This is a genomic window from Motilimonas sp. 1_MG-2023, assembly GCF_030547455.1.
Classification (GTDB): domain Bacteria; phylum Pseudomonadota; class Gammaproteobacteria; order Enterobacterales; family CBDFNC01; genus Motilimonas.
Map to the genome: position 1 here is coordinate 1 of NZ_JAUOPX010000046.1, position 13,882 is coordinate 13,882.

Annotated in this window: 12 protein-coding genes and 2 tRNA genes; 8 read left to right on the forward strand and 6 right to left on the reverse strand. The window is 43.5% G+C overall.

Annotation, left to right across the window (positions count from 1 at the left end; genetic code table 11):
- From Q4519_RS18225 to Q4519_RS18240, 4 genes are all read left to right on the forward strand, one after another.
- Positions 1-76, forward strand: a tRNA-Val gene (locus tag Q4519_RS18225).
- A 324-nt stretch (positions 77-400) separates the two neighbouring features.
- The gene (locus tag Q4519_RS18230) at positions 401-2,335 is read left to right on the forward strand and encodes a S8 family serine peptidase (RefSeq protein ID WP_303514754.1); all 1,935 of its coding nucleotides are present in this window, start codon (positions 401-403) and stop codon (positions 2,333-2,335) included.
- A 61-nt stretch (positions 2,336-2,396) separates the two neighbouring features.
- Positions 2,397-2,729, forward strand: a complete 333-nt coding sequence (locus Q4519_RS18235) for a hypothetical protein (protein ID WP_303514757.1) — start codon at positions 2,397-2,399, stop codon at positions 2,727-2,729.
- 77 nt (positions 2,730-2,806) lie between these two features.
- Positions 2,807-3,247 carry a dCMP deaminase family protein gene (locus tag Q4519_RS18240; RefSeq protein WP_303514759.1) on the forward strand — a complete coding sequence of 147 codons (441 nt, stop codon included), beginning with the start codon at positions 2,807-2,809 and terminating at the stop codon, positions 3,245-3,247.
- On the opposite strand, the gene Q4519_RS18245 is transcribed toward Q4519_RS18240, so the two are convergent.
- From Q4519_RS18245 to Q4519_RS18260, 4 genes are all read right to left on the reverse strand, one after another.
- The gene (locus Q4519_RS18245; protein WP_303514761.1) at positions 3,248-4,483 is read right to left on the reverse strand and encodes a DEAD/DEAH box helicase; all 1,236 of its coding nucleotides are present in this window, start codon (positions 4,481-4,483) and stop codon (positions 3,248-3,250) included.
- A gap of 256 nt (positions 4,484-4,739) precedes the next feature.
- Positions 4,740-5,417, reverse strand: a complete 678-nt coding sequence (locus tag Q4519_RS18250; RefSeq protein ID WP_303514764.1) for a hypothetical protein — start codon at positions 5,415-5,417, stop codon at positions 4,740-4,742.
- A 214-nt stretch (positions 5,418-5,631) separates the two neighbouring features.
- Positions 5,632-5,721: transfer RNA gene (locus tag Q4519_RS18255), tRNA-Ser, on the reverse strand.
- 124 nt (positions 5,722-5,845) lie between these two features.
- A complete protein-coding gene (locus tag Q4519_RS18260; RefSeq protein WP_232799559.1) occupies positions 5,846-6,808 on the reverse strand; it encodes a glucokinase in 963 nt (320 codons plus the stop codon).
- Positions 6,809-7,096: 288 nt separating this feature from the next.
- Between Q4519_RS18260 and Q4519_RS18265 the strand changes: the two genes are divergently transcribed.
- The 3 genes from Q4519_RS18265 (at position 7,097) to Q4519_RS18275 (ending at position 10,988) form a co-directional block, all read left to right on the forward strand.
- Entirely contained in the window at positions 7,097-8,035 is a 939-nt protein-coding gene (locus Q4519_RS18265) for a DUF368 domain-containing protein (protein WP_303514767.1), read from the forward strand.
- Between the two features lie 218 nt (positions 8,036-8,253).
- A complete protein-coding gene (locus tag Q4519_RS18270; RefSeq protein WP_303514770.1) occupies positions 8,254-8,976 on the forward strand; it encodes a riboflavin synthase subunit alpha in 723 nt (240 codons plus the stop codon).
- A 638-nt stretch (positions 8,977-9,614) separates the two neighbouring features.
- The gene (locus Q4519_RS18275) at positions 9,615-10,988 is read left to right on the forward strand and encodes an MATE family efflux transporter (RefSeq protein WP_232799563.1); all 1,374 of its coding nucleotides are present in this window, start codon (positions 9,615-9,617) and stop codon (positions 10,986-10,988) included.
- 62 nt (positions 10,989-11,050) lie between these two features.
- On the opposite strand, the gene mltA is transcribed toward Q4519_RS18275, so the two are convergent.
- Positions 11,051-12,145, reverse strand: coding sequence for a murein transglycosylase A (mltA, locus tag Q4519_RS18280; RefSeq protein WP_303514773.1), 1,095 nt, complete (start codon positions 12,143-12,145; stop codon positions 11,051-11,053).
- A gap of 225 nt (positions 12,146-12,370) precedes the next feature.
- Here mltA and Q4519_RS18285 point away from each other — a divergent pair, with 225 nt between their 5' ends.
- Positions 12,371-13,327: a substrate-binding domain-containing protein gene (locus Q4519_RS18285; RefSeq protein WP_303514774.1), complete on the forward strand. Its 957-nt coding sequence runs from the start codon at positions 12,371-12,373 to the stop codon at positions 13,325-13,327.
- 28 nt (positions 13,328-13,355) lie between these two features.
- On the opposite strand, the gene Q4519_RS18290 is transcribed toward Q4519_RS18285, so the two are convergent.
- A complete protein-coding gene (locus Q4519_RS18290) occupies positions 13,356-13,814 on the reverse strand; it encodes an RNA-binding S4 domain-containing protein (protein ID WP_303514775.1) in 459 nt (152 codons plus the stop codon).
- Between the last annotated feature and the right edge of the window lie 68 nt (positions 13,815-13,882).

Here is a 13,882-nt window from a genome sequence, read left to right on the forward strand (position 1 = left end):
GCTCGCTTAACTCAGTTGGTAGAGTGCCGCCATGACATGGCGTAGGTCACTGGTTCGAGTCCAGTAGCGAGCACCATCTCCCCCTTTTATACTTCCTATTCAAATCACTCCTAGCCATAGCCTTAACTAGCATTATTTAGCAAATTATAATGTTACCAATATGTTAAACAAAAATATTTAAATTAGATACATATGTGGATGCAATCTCGTTATTTGGTCATATTCACTAACCTATCGGGTTTTATCTAGCGGTAAATATACGACAGGGGTCTATCTTTTTTAACATAAAGCTTACCTAAGTTTGATTTAGATATTACCGAGTGAGAGCATTGATTGGTTAGATGTTGTACATCTGCCACATAACTCATTATGTCTAAATTAACTGCAAGGAAAGCATTTAATGAATCTGCACAAGAAAACCACTTTGTGCCTGGCCGTTAGCGCCGCACTACTCTCGTTCACAACCAGCGCCGCCAATGCACAAGCTGGCTTCGATGATAACTACCCACAAACAAACCGTATTATTGTTAAATATAAACAACCAAGCTTTGGCGTCATGCGCGCTGCTGTATCGCAAGTGCGCCGCATGGAAGTAACAGAAGCGCTAACAGCTAACACAGGTTTTGTTGCTGACTACAAACGTACAACCTTAACCGGCGAAGAAGTTTATGAGCTAGATCAGTGGCAGGACAACCAATCCCTTGAACACATATTACGTGACTTAGAGAACAATCCGGATATTGAATACGCTGAGCCTGATCAGCTCATGTTTGCTATGGCCAATACGAATGATCCTAGCTTTGATAAGCTATGGGGTTTAACCAATGTGGCTGGTGGTATGAACTTCGTTGATGCTTGGCAATATGCCACAGGTAAAGGTGTTAATGTTGCTGTAGTCGATACTGGGTATGCCAAACACAGTGATTTAGAAGCTAATACAGTAACTGGCTATGATTTCATCAGCAACGCCACCATGGGCAATGACGGCAATGGCCGTGATGCCGACCCAAGTGATGCTGGGGACTGGCTTAAAGCAGGTGAATGTGGCAATAACTATCCAAAACGTGACTCTGATTCATCTTGGCACGGAACCCATGTAGCCGGTACCATCGCGGCTGTTGCAAATAATAGTAAAGGTGTTGTTGGTGCTGCTTACGACGCCAAAATAGTGCCTGTTCGTGTTTTAGGCAAATGTGGTGGCTATAGCTCAGACATTGCTGACGGTGTACTTTGGGCTGCTGGTGCTCGTGTACCAGGCGCACCAGTTAACCCTAACCCAGCTAAAGTTATTAACTTATCTCTAGGCGGACCAGGCACTTGTGCGCGAGTGTCACAACAAGCGTTTAACACGGCAAGGAACTTAGGCGCAACAATTGTGGTTGCTGCAGGCAATAGTAATAAAAATGCAGCTAATTTCACTCCCGCCAGTTGTCAAGGCGTGATCACTGTTGCAGCTCTTGATCAGTATGCTAACAAAGCAAGTTACTCAAACTTTGGTAAGGATGTCGATATCGCCGCACCAGGTGGTGAAACTCGCTACGGCTCAGCAGGTGGAATTTACTCGACCATTAATGCCGGTAAAACGGTACAAGCTGGTGAGAGCTATGCCGCTTATCAAGGCACAAGCATGGCTGCACCACATATTGCAGCACTGGCGGCTTTAATGTATGAAGCCAAACCAGACATCACTCCTGATGAAGTTGAGCGAGTCATTAAGCAAACCGCCAAGCCATTTGCCGATCCAAACCGATGCATCGATTGTGGTAGCGGTGTTGCAGATGCGAAAGCCGCGCTAGCCTTGCTCGCTACGGGTGTCGTCCCATCTGTCGAGCCGACTGTTGCACCAACGCCAACGCCTACTCTCGCCCCAGTACCAGCAGGACATTGGGATCCAGCGAAAGTTTATGTCAAAGATAACGAAGTTATTTATAACAACGTTAAATGGCGTAGCAAGTGGTGGAACCAAGGCGTTGAGCCAGGCTCTACGCAATGGGGGCCATGGGAAAAACTAGGCTCTGCTGGCACACCGACTCCAGCGCCAACTGCTGCACCTACGCCAGCACCGACACCTAAGCCAACGGCAGCACCGACACCAGCTCCGACACCTGAGCCAACGCCACAGCCAACAGCGGCCCCAACGCCGCTTCCAACCGTTGCGCCAACACCCGTACCGAGTGTTGATCCAACCCCAGTGGATAGCTGGAATAGCAATCTAGTCTATGTAGCAGGTGATGTTGTAGTGCACAATAATAAGGTTTACCAAAGCAAATGGTGGAACCGAAACAGTGAACCTGGCACCGAGCAATGGGGGCCATGGCGCTTAATCACTAAATAATTGTGTTTAGTGCCCATTAACATTAGGGCTTTGGCCCTAATGTTAATTTTTTGGAGTGATCATGCGACAATTATTAATTCTAGCCACTTTGTGCTGTGGAGCTGTTGCTCACGCTGAAAGTAAAGCACAAAGTGAAACTCGATTACTATTGCAATATAAAGCGGATAATCCTGTTTTAAAGCAAGACGTAGCCAATATGATAGAGCAATATGCTTGCCCTATTATTACTGTCCAAGCACGCAGTGATAACCAAGCCATCATTACACTAACATGTGAACTATCGGCAAAAACAAAAAACCAATTAATTGAGCAGCTAAGCCAAAGTCAAATGCTCATTTATGCAGAATTTGATCAAATCATGACCCATCAACAACCCATGCCATTAACAAAATAGTTAAGTATTACTTCATGTTACCCTTTAAATTGATTTATCATCTGTGCATTCAATTTAAACCACCATAGGAATCCGACATGATTAGTAAATGGGCAGCACGCTTTTTCCAAATGGCCCAACTCGTTGGTTCGTGGAGTAAGGATCCTTCAACTCAAGTAGGCGCAGTGATCACAGAGAAAAATCGCATCGTCTCGGTTGGCTTTAATGGCTATCCTCACGGTATTTCAGACAGTGCTGAAACTGATAGCCGTGACATGAAACTACTGAAAACTTTACACGCCGAGGAAAATGCCATTTTGTTTGCCAAGCGCGATTTGGCTGGCTGCGAGATTTGGGTGACACACTTTCCCTGTCCTAACTGCGCAGCAAAGATTATTCAAACAGGCATCGCTACCGTCCATTGTCCAGAGCAAACAGACGACTTTTTGTCTCGCTGGGGTGACAAAATCCAAGTAAGTCAAGATATGTTCGAACAAGCAGGGGTAACAGTCGACTGGCTACCTTTAAAGGATTTCTAATCAGCTTTTTTTTGATTTACTTTGAAACCCTTTAATAGAGCGCTTATTTAAACTGCGCCTGTTAGCTTGTTTGTCCCGTGGCGCACGCTTAGGCGTTGCGCTACTGGGTTGGTCTGTGACAACAAATCCGGCCAGTGTTTGCGTAGGTAAAGCTCGCCCAGTTAACTGACGAATGGCGTGGAGATACCCTGATTCGCCATGACAAACCAATGAAATAGCCAAACCCGATGCTCCTGCTCGCGCCGTGCGCCCAATCCGATGCACATAGGTCTCGGCATGACTAGGTAAATCAAGATTAATCACTGTCGGTAATGCTACGAGATCGATACCTCTGGCAAGTAAATCTGTCGCCACCAGCACCTCTACCTTTCCCGTTTTAAAATCAAGTAAGGTATTCGTACGCACCTCTTGGTCTTTATCTCCGTGTAAGGCTGCCGCGTTAATTCCTGCCTTAACTAGTTTTTTAGTTACGGCGTCGACACTGTCTTTTACACTAATAAACACCAATACTTGCTGCTTGGATTGTGCTTTTAATAAAGCGATTAATGCTTGTGCTTTACTGCCTTTATTGACCAAAAACAGCTGCTCTTCAATTTTTGGTGCAAGGAGCTCTGCGGCACTAATCCTTAAATGCTTTGGCGTAGTTAATATTGTTTGCGCTAATGCCTCAAGTGGGGCTGGCATAGTGGCAGAAAACAACAAGGTCTGCCGCCTAGTCGGCATGGCTTGAAGCAGTTGCTTAAGTTTTGGCCAAAAGCCCATATCAAGTAAGCGATCCCCTTCATCTAATACCAGTAATTTCAGCTCAGTAAAACAGATTAACTGGTGCCGGTGAAAGTCATCTAAGCGGCCAACTGTTGCAATGATTATCTGGGGAGACAAGGCGAGCGTATCAATTTGTTCTTGACGGGATTGAGATTGTCCGCCAAAAAGAGTTTGAATTCGCAACGATAACGCATTAGCGATAGGGTTGAGCTGCTCAGCAATCTGCAGGGCTAACTCACGTGTAGGAACAATAATAAGCCCCTGCACTGCATTTAGTTGGCCATCAATGCCATTTAATAAAGGCAAACCGAAGGCGAAGGTTTTGCCACTTCCTGTCGGGGCAATTGCCAGTACGTCTTCTCCATTAAGTGCAACAGGAATAGTAAGGCGTTGAATGGGAGATGCTTGCACCAAGTGAGTCGGCAAAGCGGCGACCAACTGAGGGGCTAACTTGAAGGTTGAAAACGTCATGGCTATTTACTCAATACGATTGAGGGCGCAGTCTAACGAGCAAACCCTTAATAGTAAATTTTTTCAGCGGGTCAACATTGGTAGGTGGTACAGGCTAATTTTGTCGGCACGCTAAACAAGCATCTGAACTAATACACATTATCTTCGTGAAGCTGCATTGTTGGCTCAGTGACTTGACCGCCATAACCTTGATTTGCTCAGCATAAATAACTTGAATGGCTTTATCTCTACTTAATGCTGTGCTTGTACAAAAATCTTAACTGAGTGACCCCACATCATCCTTATCAATTGATTGATGACAAGTCTCATGCTGAGGTGACATTCTTTGTCGCTCAATTGCGGCCAGTATCGTTGCATGGTGCTGGCCACTCAGTTCGACTATTTTCGCTGTGTTTTCCATTGCACTCGCCAACTGGTTAAGCTCACCAATAGTACCGATTAATAAATCTTTCGTTGGCCGTAACAGCAGATAATAACAAGCATATAAAGCAAGACAAATCACCACAAAAAATGCAATTAATATTAATATGACGGTGACTTTAAGATCACCCAAAAAGGTTTGACTACTTTCTACAATGGGTAAACTAGCTTGCTCAACTAAACTCGGCAGCTTAATAAGTGAATTATCTAAGGTCACCGTGAGGGTCTCAATTTGTGACATCATGTTTAGTACTTGTTGCTTTTCTTCTGAGGTTAATTCTGGGCGCGCACTCATATCAGACATCGTTTCTGCTATATCCGCTAGCGCTTGCGCAACCTGTGCTGCTGGCTGCTCAAACCCCGTAAGATCAACGCCCACATTAATATTAACTAAGCCATCTTTTTCAATAACTGGATGACTGGGATCAGATTGATTAACCCTTGCTTCGTCAGCCGCAATAACGAAACCGCAGCATAAAACGAACAGCATGATACTGAGTAATGACTTAAACAAGGTAAAGCTCCTACTTAGATAATTCAGAAATAGCGTGTTATTAGCCCAGCCACAGCTCTAAAGCAACGCTTGAGATACTCTCTTAAAAATAATTTGTCAACGAGAGAAAGGAAATGAAAATGAATGCTTTTTATGAGATTTGTGAAGCAATACTGGCACAAGATAACCGACAAACAAAAAAGGGTTTCAGAAATATTCTGAAACCCTTTTAATATGGCGGTGAGCGAGAGATTCGAACTCTCGTTAGGGGTTAACCTAAACACACTTTCCAGGCGTGCGCCTTCAGCCACTCAGCCAGCTCACCAAATTTTTTTAGTCTGACAGGTTAGCCCTGAGACAACGGCGGCAAGAATAAGGAAAACGGCTTAATCCGTCAACTGTTAAAGGTTATTTTTAAACTGTTTGCCTAAAAAGCCGCCAAGTTGACCTTAAATAACTTTCAACTCTTGCCTTAAGTACACGCCTGCACCGAATAGGCCTGGATCGGGATGTAACACCACATACGTCGCAATGCCAGCATTGTAAGCACTAAAACGCCCTTTACTTTCAAACGCGCCGCGAAAGCTTGAACTTTTCACATAATCGATAAATCGAGGCACAATGCCGCCTGCAATATATACCCCGCCCTCACAAGCTAAGTTAAGCGCCAAATTACCAGCGAAACCGCCTAACCCTTCACAAAATACTTCAAGGGTCAGCTGTGCCTGTTGACACTCTTGCGCTAAACCGGCCCGGGTGATGTCGGCTGCTGCGTTAAACTTAACAGGCTGCTGCGCGATATGACAAAGGGCCTGATATATATTTTCAATTCCTTGACCTGAGAGTAAACGCTCTGCACTCACGTGGCCCATTTTTTCAGCTAATACATTGAGCACCTGACGTGAACGCTCTCCCGTTGGTGCAAATGAAGTATGGCCACCTTCACCATCCAAACTTATCCATTTGTCATTAATGTTGATAAGATGACCAACGCCTAACCCTGTACCTGGTCCACAAATACCAATAGGCTTTTTATCTTTTACTTCACCACCACCAATCTGCACTTTTTCGTCATCGGCTAGAAATGGTACAGCAAGGGAAATAGCCGTGTAATCATTGATGACATAAAGCTTATCGAGTCCAAGGGCTTTCTTCAGTGCCTGTTGTGAAAAAGTCCAAGTATGATTGGTCATTTCAACTAGATCATCATCCACTGGACAGGCGATTGCGATACATAGCTGCTTTACTAAACCATCTAATTCAGAAAAATATTCTTTAACCACGTCAGCAATGGTTGGGAATTCAGCACACAAGTACTTTTTTATTTGGCTTAGCTCACCAGTTTTCTCATCAATTGAGGCTAATCGAATATTAGTTCCGCCAACATCGGCGACGACATAATGAGTGTTCATTGCTGCTCCAAAAAGTGTGTTATTGCCATAATTGTTTGTTATTTTAAAGTCGATGACAACTACTGTTATGATCTCGCTGCGGGTTTCACTGTATTTTTACTGCTGCTATCACAATTGTGTTGTTAGGAATCTTGCTATTGTCATTTTAATTCCTATATATGCCCTCATAATTCCTTTATTTATCATCATATTTCATAGGTATCAGCGTGATAAACAGGTAAAATCCTGCCTTTATCAAGTTACTTCGTCAGATCGCGATGTTATTTTTACAAGGAGCGCGTTACCCTCATGTCTAATAAGTATTCCACAAAAGATTGGTTATTGTTGTTTTTTAAGGGAGCGGGAATGGGCGCTGCCGATGTGGTGCCAGGGGTTTCAGGTGGTACTATCGCATTTGTCACCGGTATTTATGAGCGTTTATTAAATGCGATCAAATCCGTTGATCTTAAAGCCGTTAATATTCTATTAAAAGATGGAGTTAAAGCTTTTTGGCAGCATATTGATGGCACCTTCTTGTTAGTGTTGTTTTCCGGATTACTCCTCAGTATTGCTTCCCTTGCTAAGCTTATTACGTACTTGTTAGCGTATCATCCTCTATTAGTCTGGTCGTTCTTTTTTGGTTTGATTATTGCCTCTGTAATCCATATCGCAAAGCAAATAACCCACTGGGGCGCGGTTAATATCATTAGTTTAGTAGTAGGCAGCGTGATCGCATTTGTGATCACCAGCATATCGCCAAGTAGCGTTGACCCTGCCCCTTGGTTTTTCTTTGTTTCTGGCGCCATAGCAATCTGTGCGATGATTTTACCGGGTATTTCTGGCAGCTTTATCTTATTGTTAATGGGCATGTACGGCCATGTGTTAGCTGCGGTCAATGATCGTGACTTTATCTTGTTAGGGCTATTTTTACTGGGTTGTATCGTTGGCCTAATGTGTTTTTCACGGTTTTTATCATGGTTGTTAAGCCGTTTTCATGAAGCCACATTTGCCTTATTAGCCGGATTTTTAGTCGGCTCATTAAATGTGCTTTGGCCATGGAAACAAGTGACCAGTACTTATTTAAGCTCTAAAGGCATTGAAAAGCCACTGACTACGGCCAATTTATGGCCAAATGATTTTACTTTAGTGACAGGTCAAGACGCACAAACATTAGTGTGCATTGCTCTGATGGCTGCCGGGTTAGGGTTGATACTCGCCATTGAAAAGCTGTCAGCAGCAAAGCCATAGACAATTATCTGCAAAGACATAACCAATAACGGGCCAAAAGGCCCGTTTTATTTTTGCAATATTGCATCTATAGCCAATCAACGTGGAGATACTTGATTTCAGCAACGCTCTACACGCGTTTCGGCAAGGCATTGATTGCCGATAAACATGCCACAATCATCCCCATTTACAGTTTATTCTGTGATACTCTCATTCTCGTTGTTTTCAGGAGACCCATTATGTTTACAGGTATAATTCAGTCCGTTGCTTTAATTGCTTCCGTCACTGACCAAAACGGTATCAGAACCTTTGAAATCGAATTTGAACCTGGCTTTTGCCAAGATTTAGAAATTGGCGCCAGTGTCGCGGTTGATGGCGTTTGCTTGACGGTTACCCAACTCCTGTCACCAACCCGAGTTGCATTTGACATTATGTTGAAAAGCTTAGAAATCACAACACTAAGCGAATATACACTAGGCCAAAAAATTAACGTTGAACGCGCAGCAAAAGACGGTGCCGAGATTGGTGGTCACCCGCTATCAGGTCACATAGATTTCAAAACCCAGGTACTCGATGTACAACACATCGATGATAATTATCGGGTACGTATCGCGATCAGTGATGACTGGGCCAAGTATATCTTTCCAAAAGGCTATATTGCTTTAAACGGAGCAAGCCTGACGGTCTCTGACGTAAATAAACAACAAGGCTGGTTTGATGTATGGTTAATTCCAGAGACGCGGCGAATGACAACGTTTGAAAGCAAAAATAACGGCGCAATAATTAATGTCGAAATAGAACGAGGTACCCAAGTCATTGTTGATACCGTGCGCGATACTATCAATGAAAAAATGGGTCACCTGATGCCTCTGTTTGAAAAATTTTTAGCCGATAATAATGCCGATATAGATGCGATTGGCAAAGCCACGCAAGCTGCGCTATCGGATGCCAATAAACAATAACATTCGTCTGCATGACACTATTGGCTAGTTTAAAAACCATTAGGGTCTGTTGCTCTTTCGTGATTGTTTTGCAGCGAATTGTTGGGTATTTATATAAAGCGTTCGTTGTGGCCAGCACCTTTGTGGCATAGTGAACTATGCGAAAAGGCGCTAACGCAGTAAAAATGGCCAACAAACGCTGTCCTACGGATTCGGCTAAAAGCGTTTTGTCCATCGTTGAGCAGTATTTACTTAGAATACTAAGCTACACACTGCTCGCCTTGCTCAAAACGCTTTTAGACAAGGTGTCCCCTCTCGAACAAAAATTAACCAGAAAAGGTCAACAGACCTTAGCCAATAGAGTCTATACGATAACCACGCCCACCTGCCGCAACAAACGGACAAGCTCCTAACCAGTAAAAATATCAGCGAGCCTAGATAGTACGAATGTTTCTTCCATTAAATCATAATAAGCACTATTATCCTGCTGTTTCTCGCCGTTAATGAGGTCCCATTGATGGTCAGATCACATGCAGTACTACCTTATCAATTTACTGCATGAATAATAGTCCAGGTAAGAATTAGTTTGGCTTATAATCGTCCCTACCAGCATCTTACAATTCCAGAAAAACTTCTTCACCTATGTATTTGGAGATACCTTGATCAACTACAAACAGGAATTAAAGACCTTAATCAAACTCAGCTGGCCTATCCTCATCGCGCAGATAGCCATGACCACAATGGGCTTTATCGATACAGTAATGGCAGGAAATGTAAGTGCAACCGATATGGCCGCGGTCGCAGTGGCATCAAGTTTTTGGATCCCTGCCATTTTATTACTGCAAGGCTTAACCATGGCGGTTACGCCCATCGTGTCGCACCTTAACGGTGGGAAAAAACGCAGCCAAATCCCCTTTTCAGTTATCCAGGCTCTTTGGCTTGCCATGGCACTATCAGGCATCATGATGATTCTGCTCTATTACAGTCCTTGGGTATTAGTATGGATGGATGTTGAGCCTGAGCTGGCCCGATTAACCAAAGGTTACCTCCATGCCGTCATTTGGGGCATGCCACCCTTTGCACTTTATCTTGTGCTGCGCAGTTTATGTGATGGACTGTCGCGTACGGTGCCTTCAATGATGATTGGATTTGTTGGCTTAGCGGTGAATATTCCCGCTAACTATATCTTCATTTTCGGTAAACTTGGCATGCCTGCTTTAGGTGGTATAGGCTGTGGTGTTGCCACGGCTTTAGTCTACCTCGCGATGGGCATTGCCATGCTGCTTTATGTATTATTAGATGGTGAATTAAAGCGCCTTAACCCATTTAAACGTTTTATTGCTCCTAATTTAAAACAAATCAAGCGTATTTTTTCTTTAGGCTTTCCGATTGCCGCAGCCACTTTTTTTGAAGTGACCTTATTTACTATCGTGGCCTTGTTACTTGCTCCAATGGGCGCAGAAGTCGTGTCCAGTCATCAAGTAGCAATTAACTATTCATCGATGATTTTTATGATCCCGTTAAGTATTGGTATCGCGGCCAGTATTCGTGTGGGCCATAATCTAGGAGAAAGGCAACCGGAAAAAGCGATGATAGCAGCCAACACAGCCATTTTTTTAGGCTTGGCGATTGCCGTCGTCACAGCGACATTTAGTCTTGTGTTTCGCCAGCAAATAGCCGCTTTTTATACCGATGATAGCGAAGTGATCACATTGGCAGCTAGCTTATTAGTACTCGCTGCGATCTATCAATTTTCTGACACCATACAAGTAATTGTTGCGGGTATCTTACGAGGTTATAAAGACACTCAAGTTATTTTCTATATTACTCTCGTGTCTTTTTGGCTAGTCGGGCTACCAGTCGGATATGTATTAGCTGCCACTAACTGGATCATCGAGCCCATCGGCCCACACGGCTACTGGGTGGGCTTTATCTCTGGCTTAACAACAGCGGCAGTGCTACTCAGTTTCCGCTTGGTTTATAACTATAAACAAAGTGCAAAATTAAAATTGGTAGCAGCCAATATAAACTAAATAGAGACCCCATAGGGTGTTGATTGGTTTCCTTCAAGTGGGTGTCTCTAAACAATTAGAGGCTACTCGCCTGTTGTGAGTAGCCAAACACGACCAAAATGTTTGTAGTAGCCAGCATTTCGCCCCGCTTGAACACCTAACCCATGGTACAAGTCGAGATGATTTTTCTTAACCGCGCCACCTGTGTCTAACACCATTAATAATTTCAGCACATGGTGCCCCGTCCAAACGCCTTTTGCATCCAGCTGCGGCACTTCGGCGAGTATCACGCTGCCCATAGGTAAATACGCTCTATCGGCTGCGACTGCGGCCCCACCTTGCAAAGGAATACCGGCCGAGCCAATAACATCCAACTCTTTATTCGCTTTGAAGAAAACAAATGACAGATTTTGCTCAAGCAACTCTCGCAACGTGGCCTCATCTTGCTTTTCCGCCCAGCTTTTAATTGCCTCTAGGGACATATCTTCTCTGGCGACTTCACCTCGCTCAATAAGTACCTTGCCGATACTTGTATAACCATGGCCATTTTTCCCTGCATAAGCAAAGTATTGTTTGTCACCACCATCTTCAAAATAGACAAAACCACTGCCCTGCACTTCTAACATAAAGTTATTCAACAGAGACTTACTATAGCCAATTTCTAATCCTTGGTTAGCCAAGGCACCAGCATAAATTTGAGCGCGACTAGGGCAACGACCTTGACACTTTGGCATGCCATAAAGGGGGTATTTATAAACAGCATCCGCTTGATGGCGAATTTTCATCACCGGGGAATAGTAGCCGGTAAATAACACGTTTCCTTGTCCATCAGCCCCGCCCATTTGCGCAGCTTTAATGCCAAACAGGTTAAGACTGGCGGGATCTCCATTTTGTTCGGCCCAGTTTTCAACCTGTTGATATAATCCATTCTGGCGCTTAACAAGGTTAGGCGATTTTTCTTTCACCTTATTCATTTGCAATGTAAACAGACTGTAATCACGAGGTTTATCTGAGATCACCAGAGGCACAGGATTTAGCACTTCGGTAAATTGTTGGTTTGAGGCTTGTTTACCAAAATTTGTTTTGGGATCAACAATATCCAGAGGCTTTGGCGCCGTCGCACAAGCGCTTAGCAGTAAAATAGGGGCCGAGATAGAAACGAGTAGTTTACGCAACACAATGACTCAATTGAAAATTTTGCCTAGATTGTCAAAGTTCCGATTCAGACACAAGTGCTATCGACTTAAATTGTTCTATATTTACCCCATTTAGTTAAGATAGGTTTTATTCACGTTTATTAGTGATAAATTTAAAATTAACCATGCGATAAATATGATAATTTTACATTTTCGCCAGTCATTTATACTAGAATTAACAAAATTACAGTCTGATAATCGATGGGCATGCTGAATATAGTTCTTTTTTTTACCGCATTTTTAATCTCATTTTACTCTTTCGCGGCAAGCATCAATGACGCCAAAATTTTAGTTGTGCCAAAAGGCGTAAACATGACGTTTTGGCAGTCAGTGCAAGCGGGTGCCATTGCAGCAAGTAAAGAAAAAAGTCAAAAAGTCATTTGGCGCGGCCCATATAATGAAACTGACATAGAAGCACAAATATCAATTGTCAGAAACTATCTTGACTCAAACATTGAAGTGCTGATTATAGCGCCGATAGATGCCCACTTATTGGTTCCTTTCGTATTACAATACCAACGCAAGGGTAAGAAAGTGATAGTATTTGATTCAGCCTTAATTGGGCCTGATACTGCCAGTTTTGTCGCTACCGATAATTTTGCCGCTGGCACGCAGCTTGTAGAGACATTACACCCCCATTTTCCTGACAAAGCAGAAGTATTAATAGTGCAAAATGACGCTGGACATGCATCAACGGAAGATCGAGTGGCAGGATTTGTTGCATACCTGAAAAAAAATGGTGTGAATAAACTTCACTTTATCGAAGGCGGAGTAACCAAAGGCAGTGCCTTGCATGCTACCCGTCTAGCTTTAGCCGAGAACGAGAATATCAATGTCATTTTGACCCCCAATGAAACAACCACTGAAGGTGCGGCACTGGCCATTAAAAAACTAAAACGTAACAACGTTTTGATGGGCGGGTTTGACATCAATTCGGTGATCTACAGTCACCTGCAACATGGAGTGATCCATAGTCTGGTGTTACAAGACCCATACAAAATGGGCTACACAGCCGTTGAACAAGGGGTCAAATTGCTAGCAAACGAAACGCCTAGTAAAGAAATATTAATGCCCATCGTTATCATCAATCGACAATCGCTAACCGAAATAGGCAACTATGAATTTATTCGACAGTTTCTTGTTGAGCCAAGCCCGGCTCATTAACTAAGCCGAAACGTTGATAGCAGAGAAATTAAAATTTAATCTCTCTACGGCCTGTTTGTTGGTCTACCTGTGCTGGTTTATGTTCCGCCTTTGACTTACGTTTTGCCGATTTACCTTTAGTATTGTTCCGCCCTGTATTCGCGGTTGATTTACTCGGTTTTGCCGACAAAGGCTCAGATTGCGTATCTGAGGGACGATCTAGGCTTTCGACATTAGGTGATTTTTTCGCGCCTACTTCCGAGACAGGCTCATCACACAGAACCAGATAAAACTCGCCATTAAATTGGATCACATCGCCGTCATAAACCTTGCAACGTTTACGTGTTTCAACATCCCCATTAACAGCCACATAGCCTTCTGTGATGGCCATTTTAGCTTCACCACCACCACTTACCGCATTGGCTATTTTTAGCACTTTATACAGTTCAATGGGCTGACAGGATACTTCAACACCTAGGGCTTCTATTTCGTACTCTTCTTCAGACACGTTGGTTTACTTATCTTAGTTAGCAAAAACCTAGTGTAACTGAAAATGGGCTGTCTTCGCTAGATTTA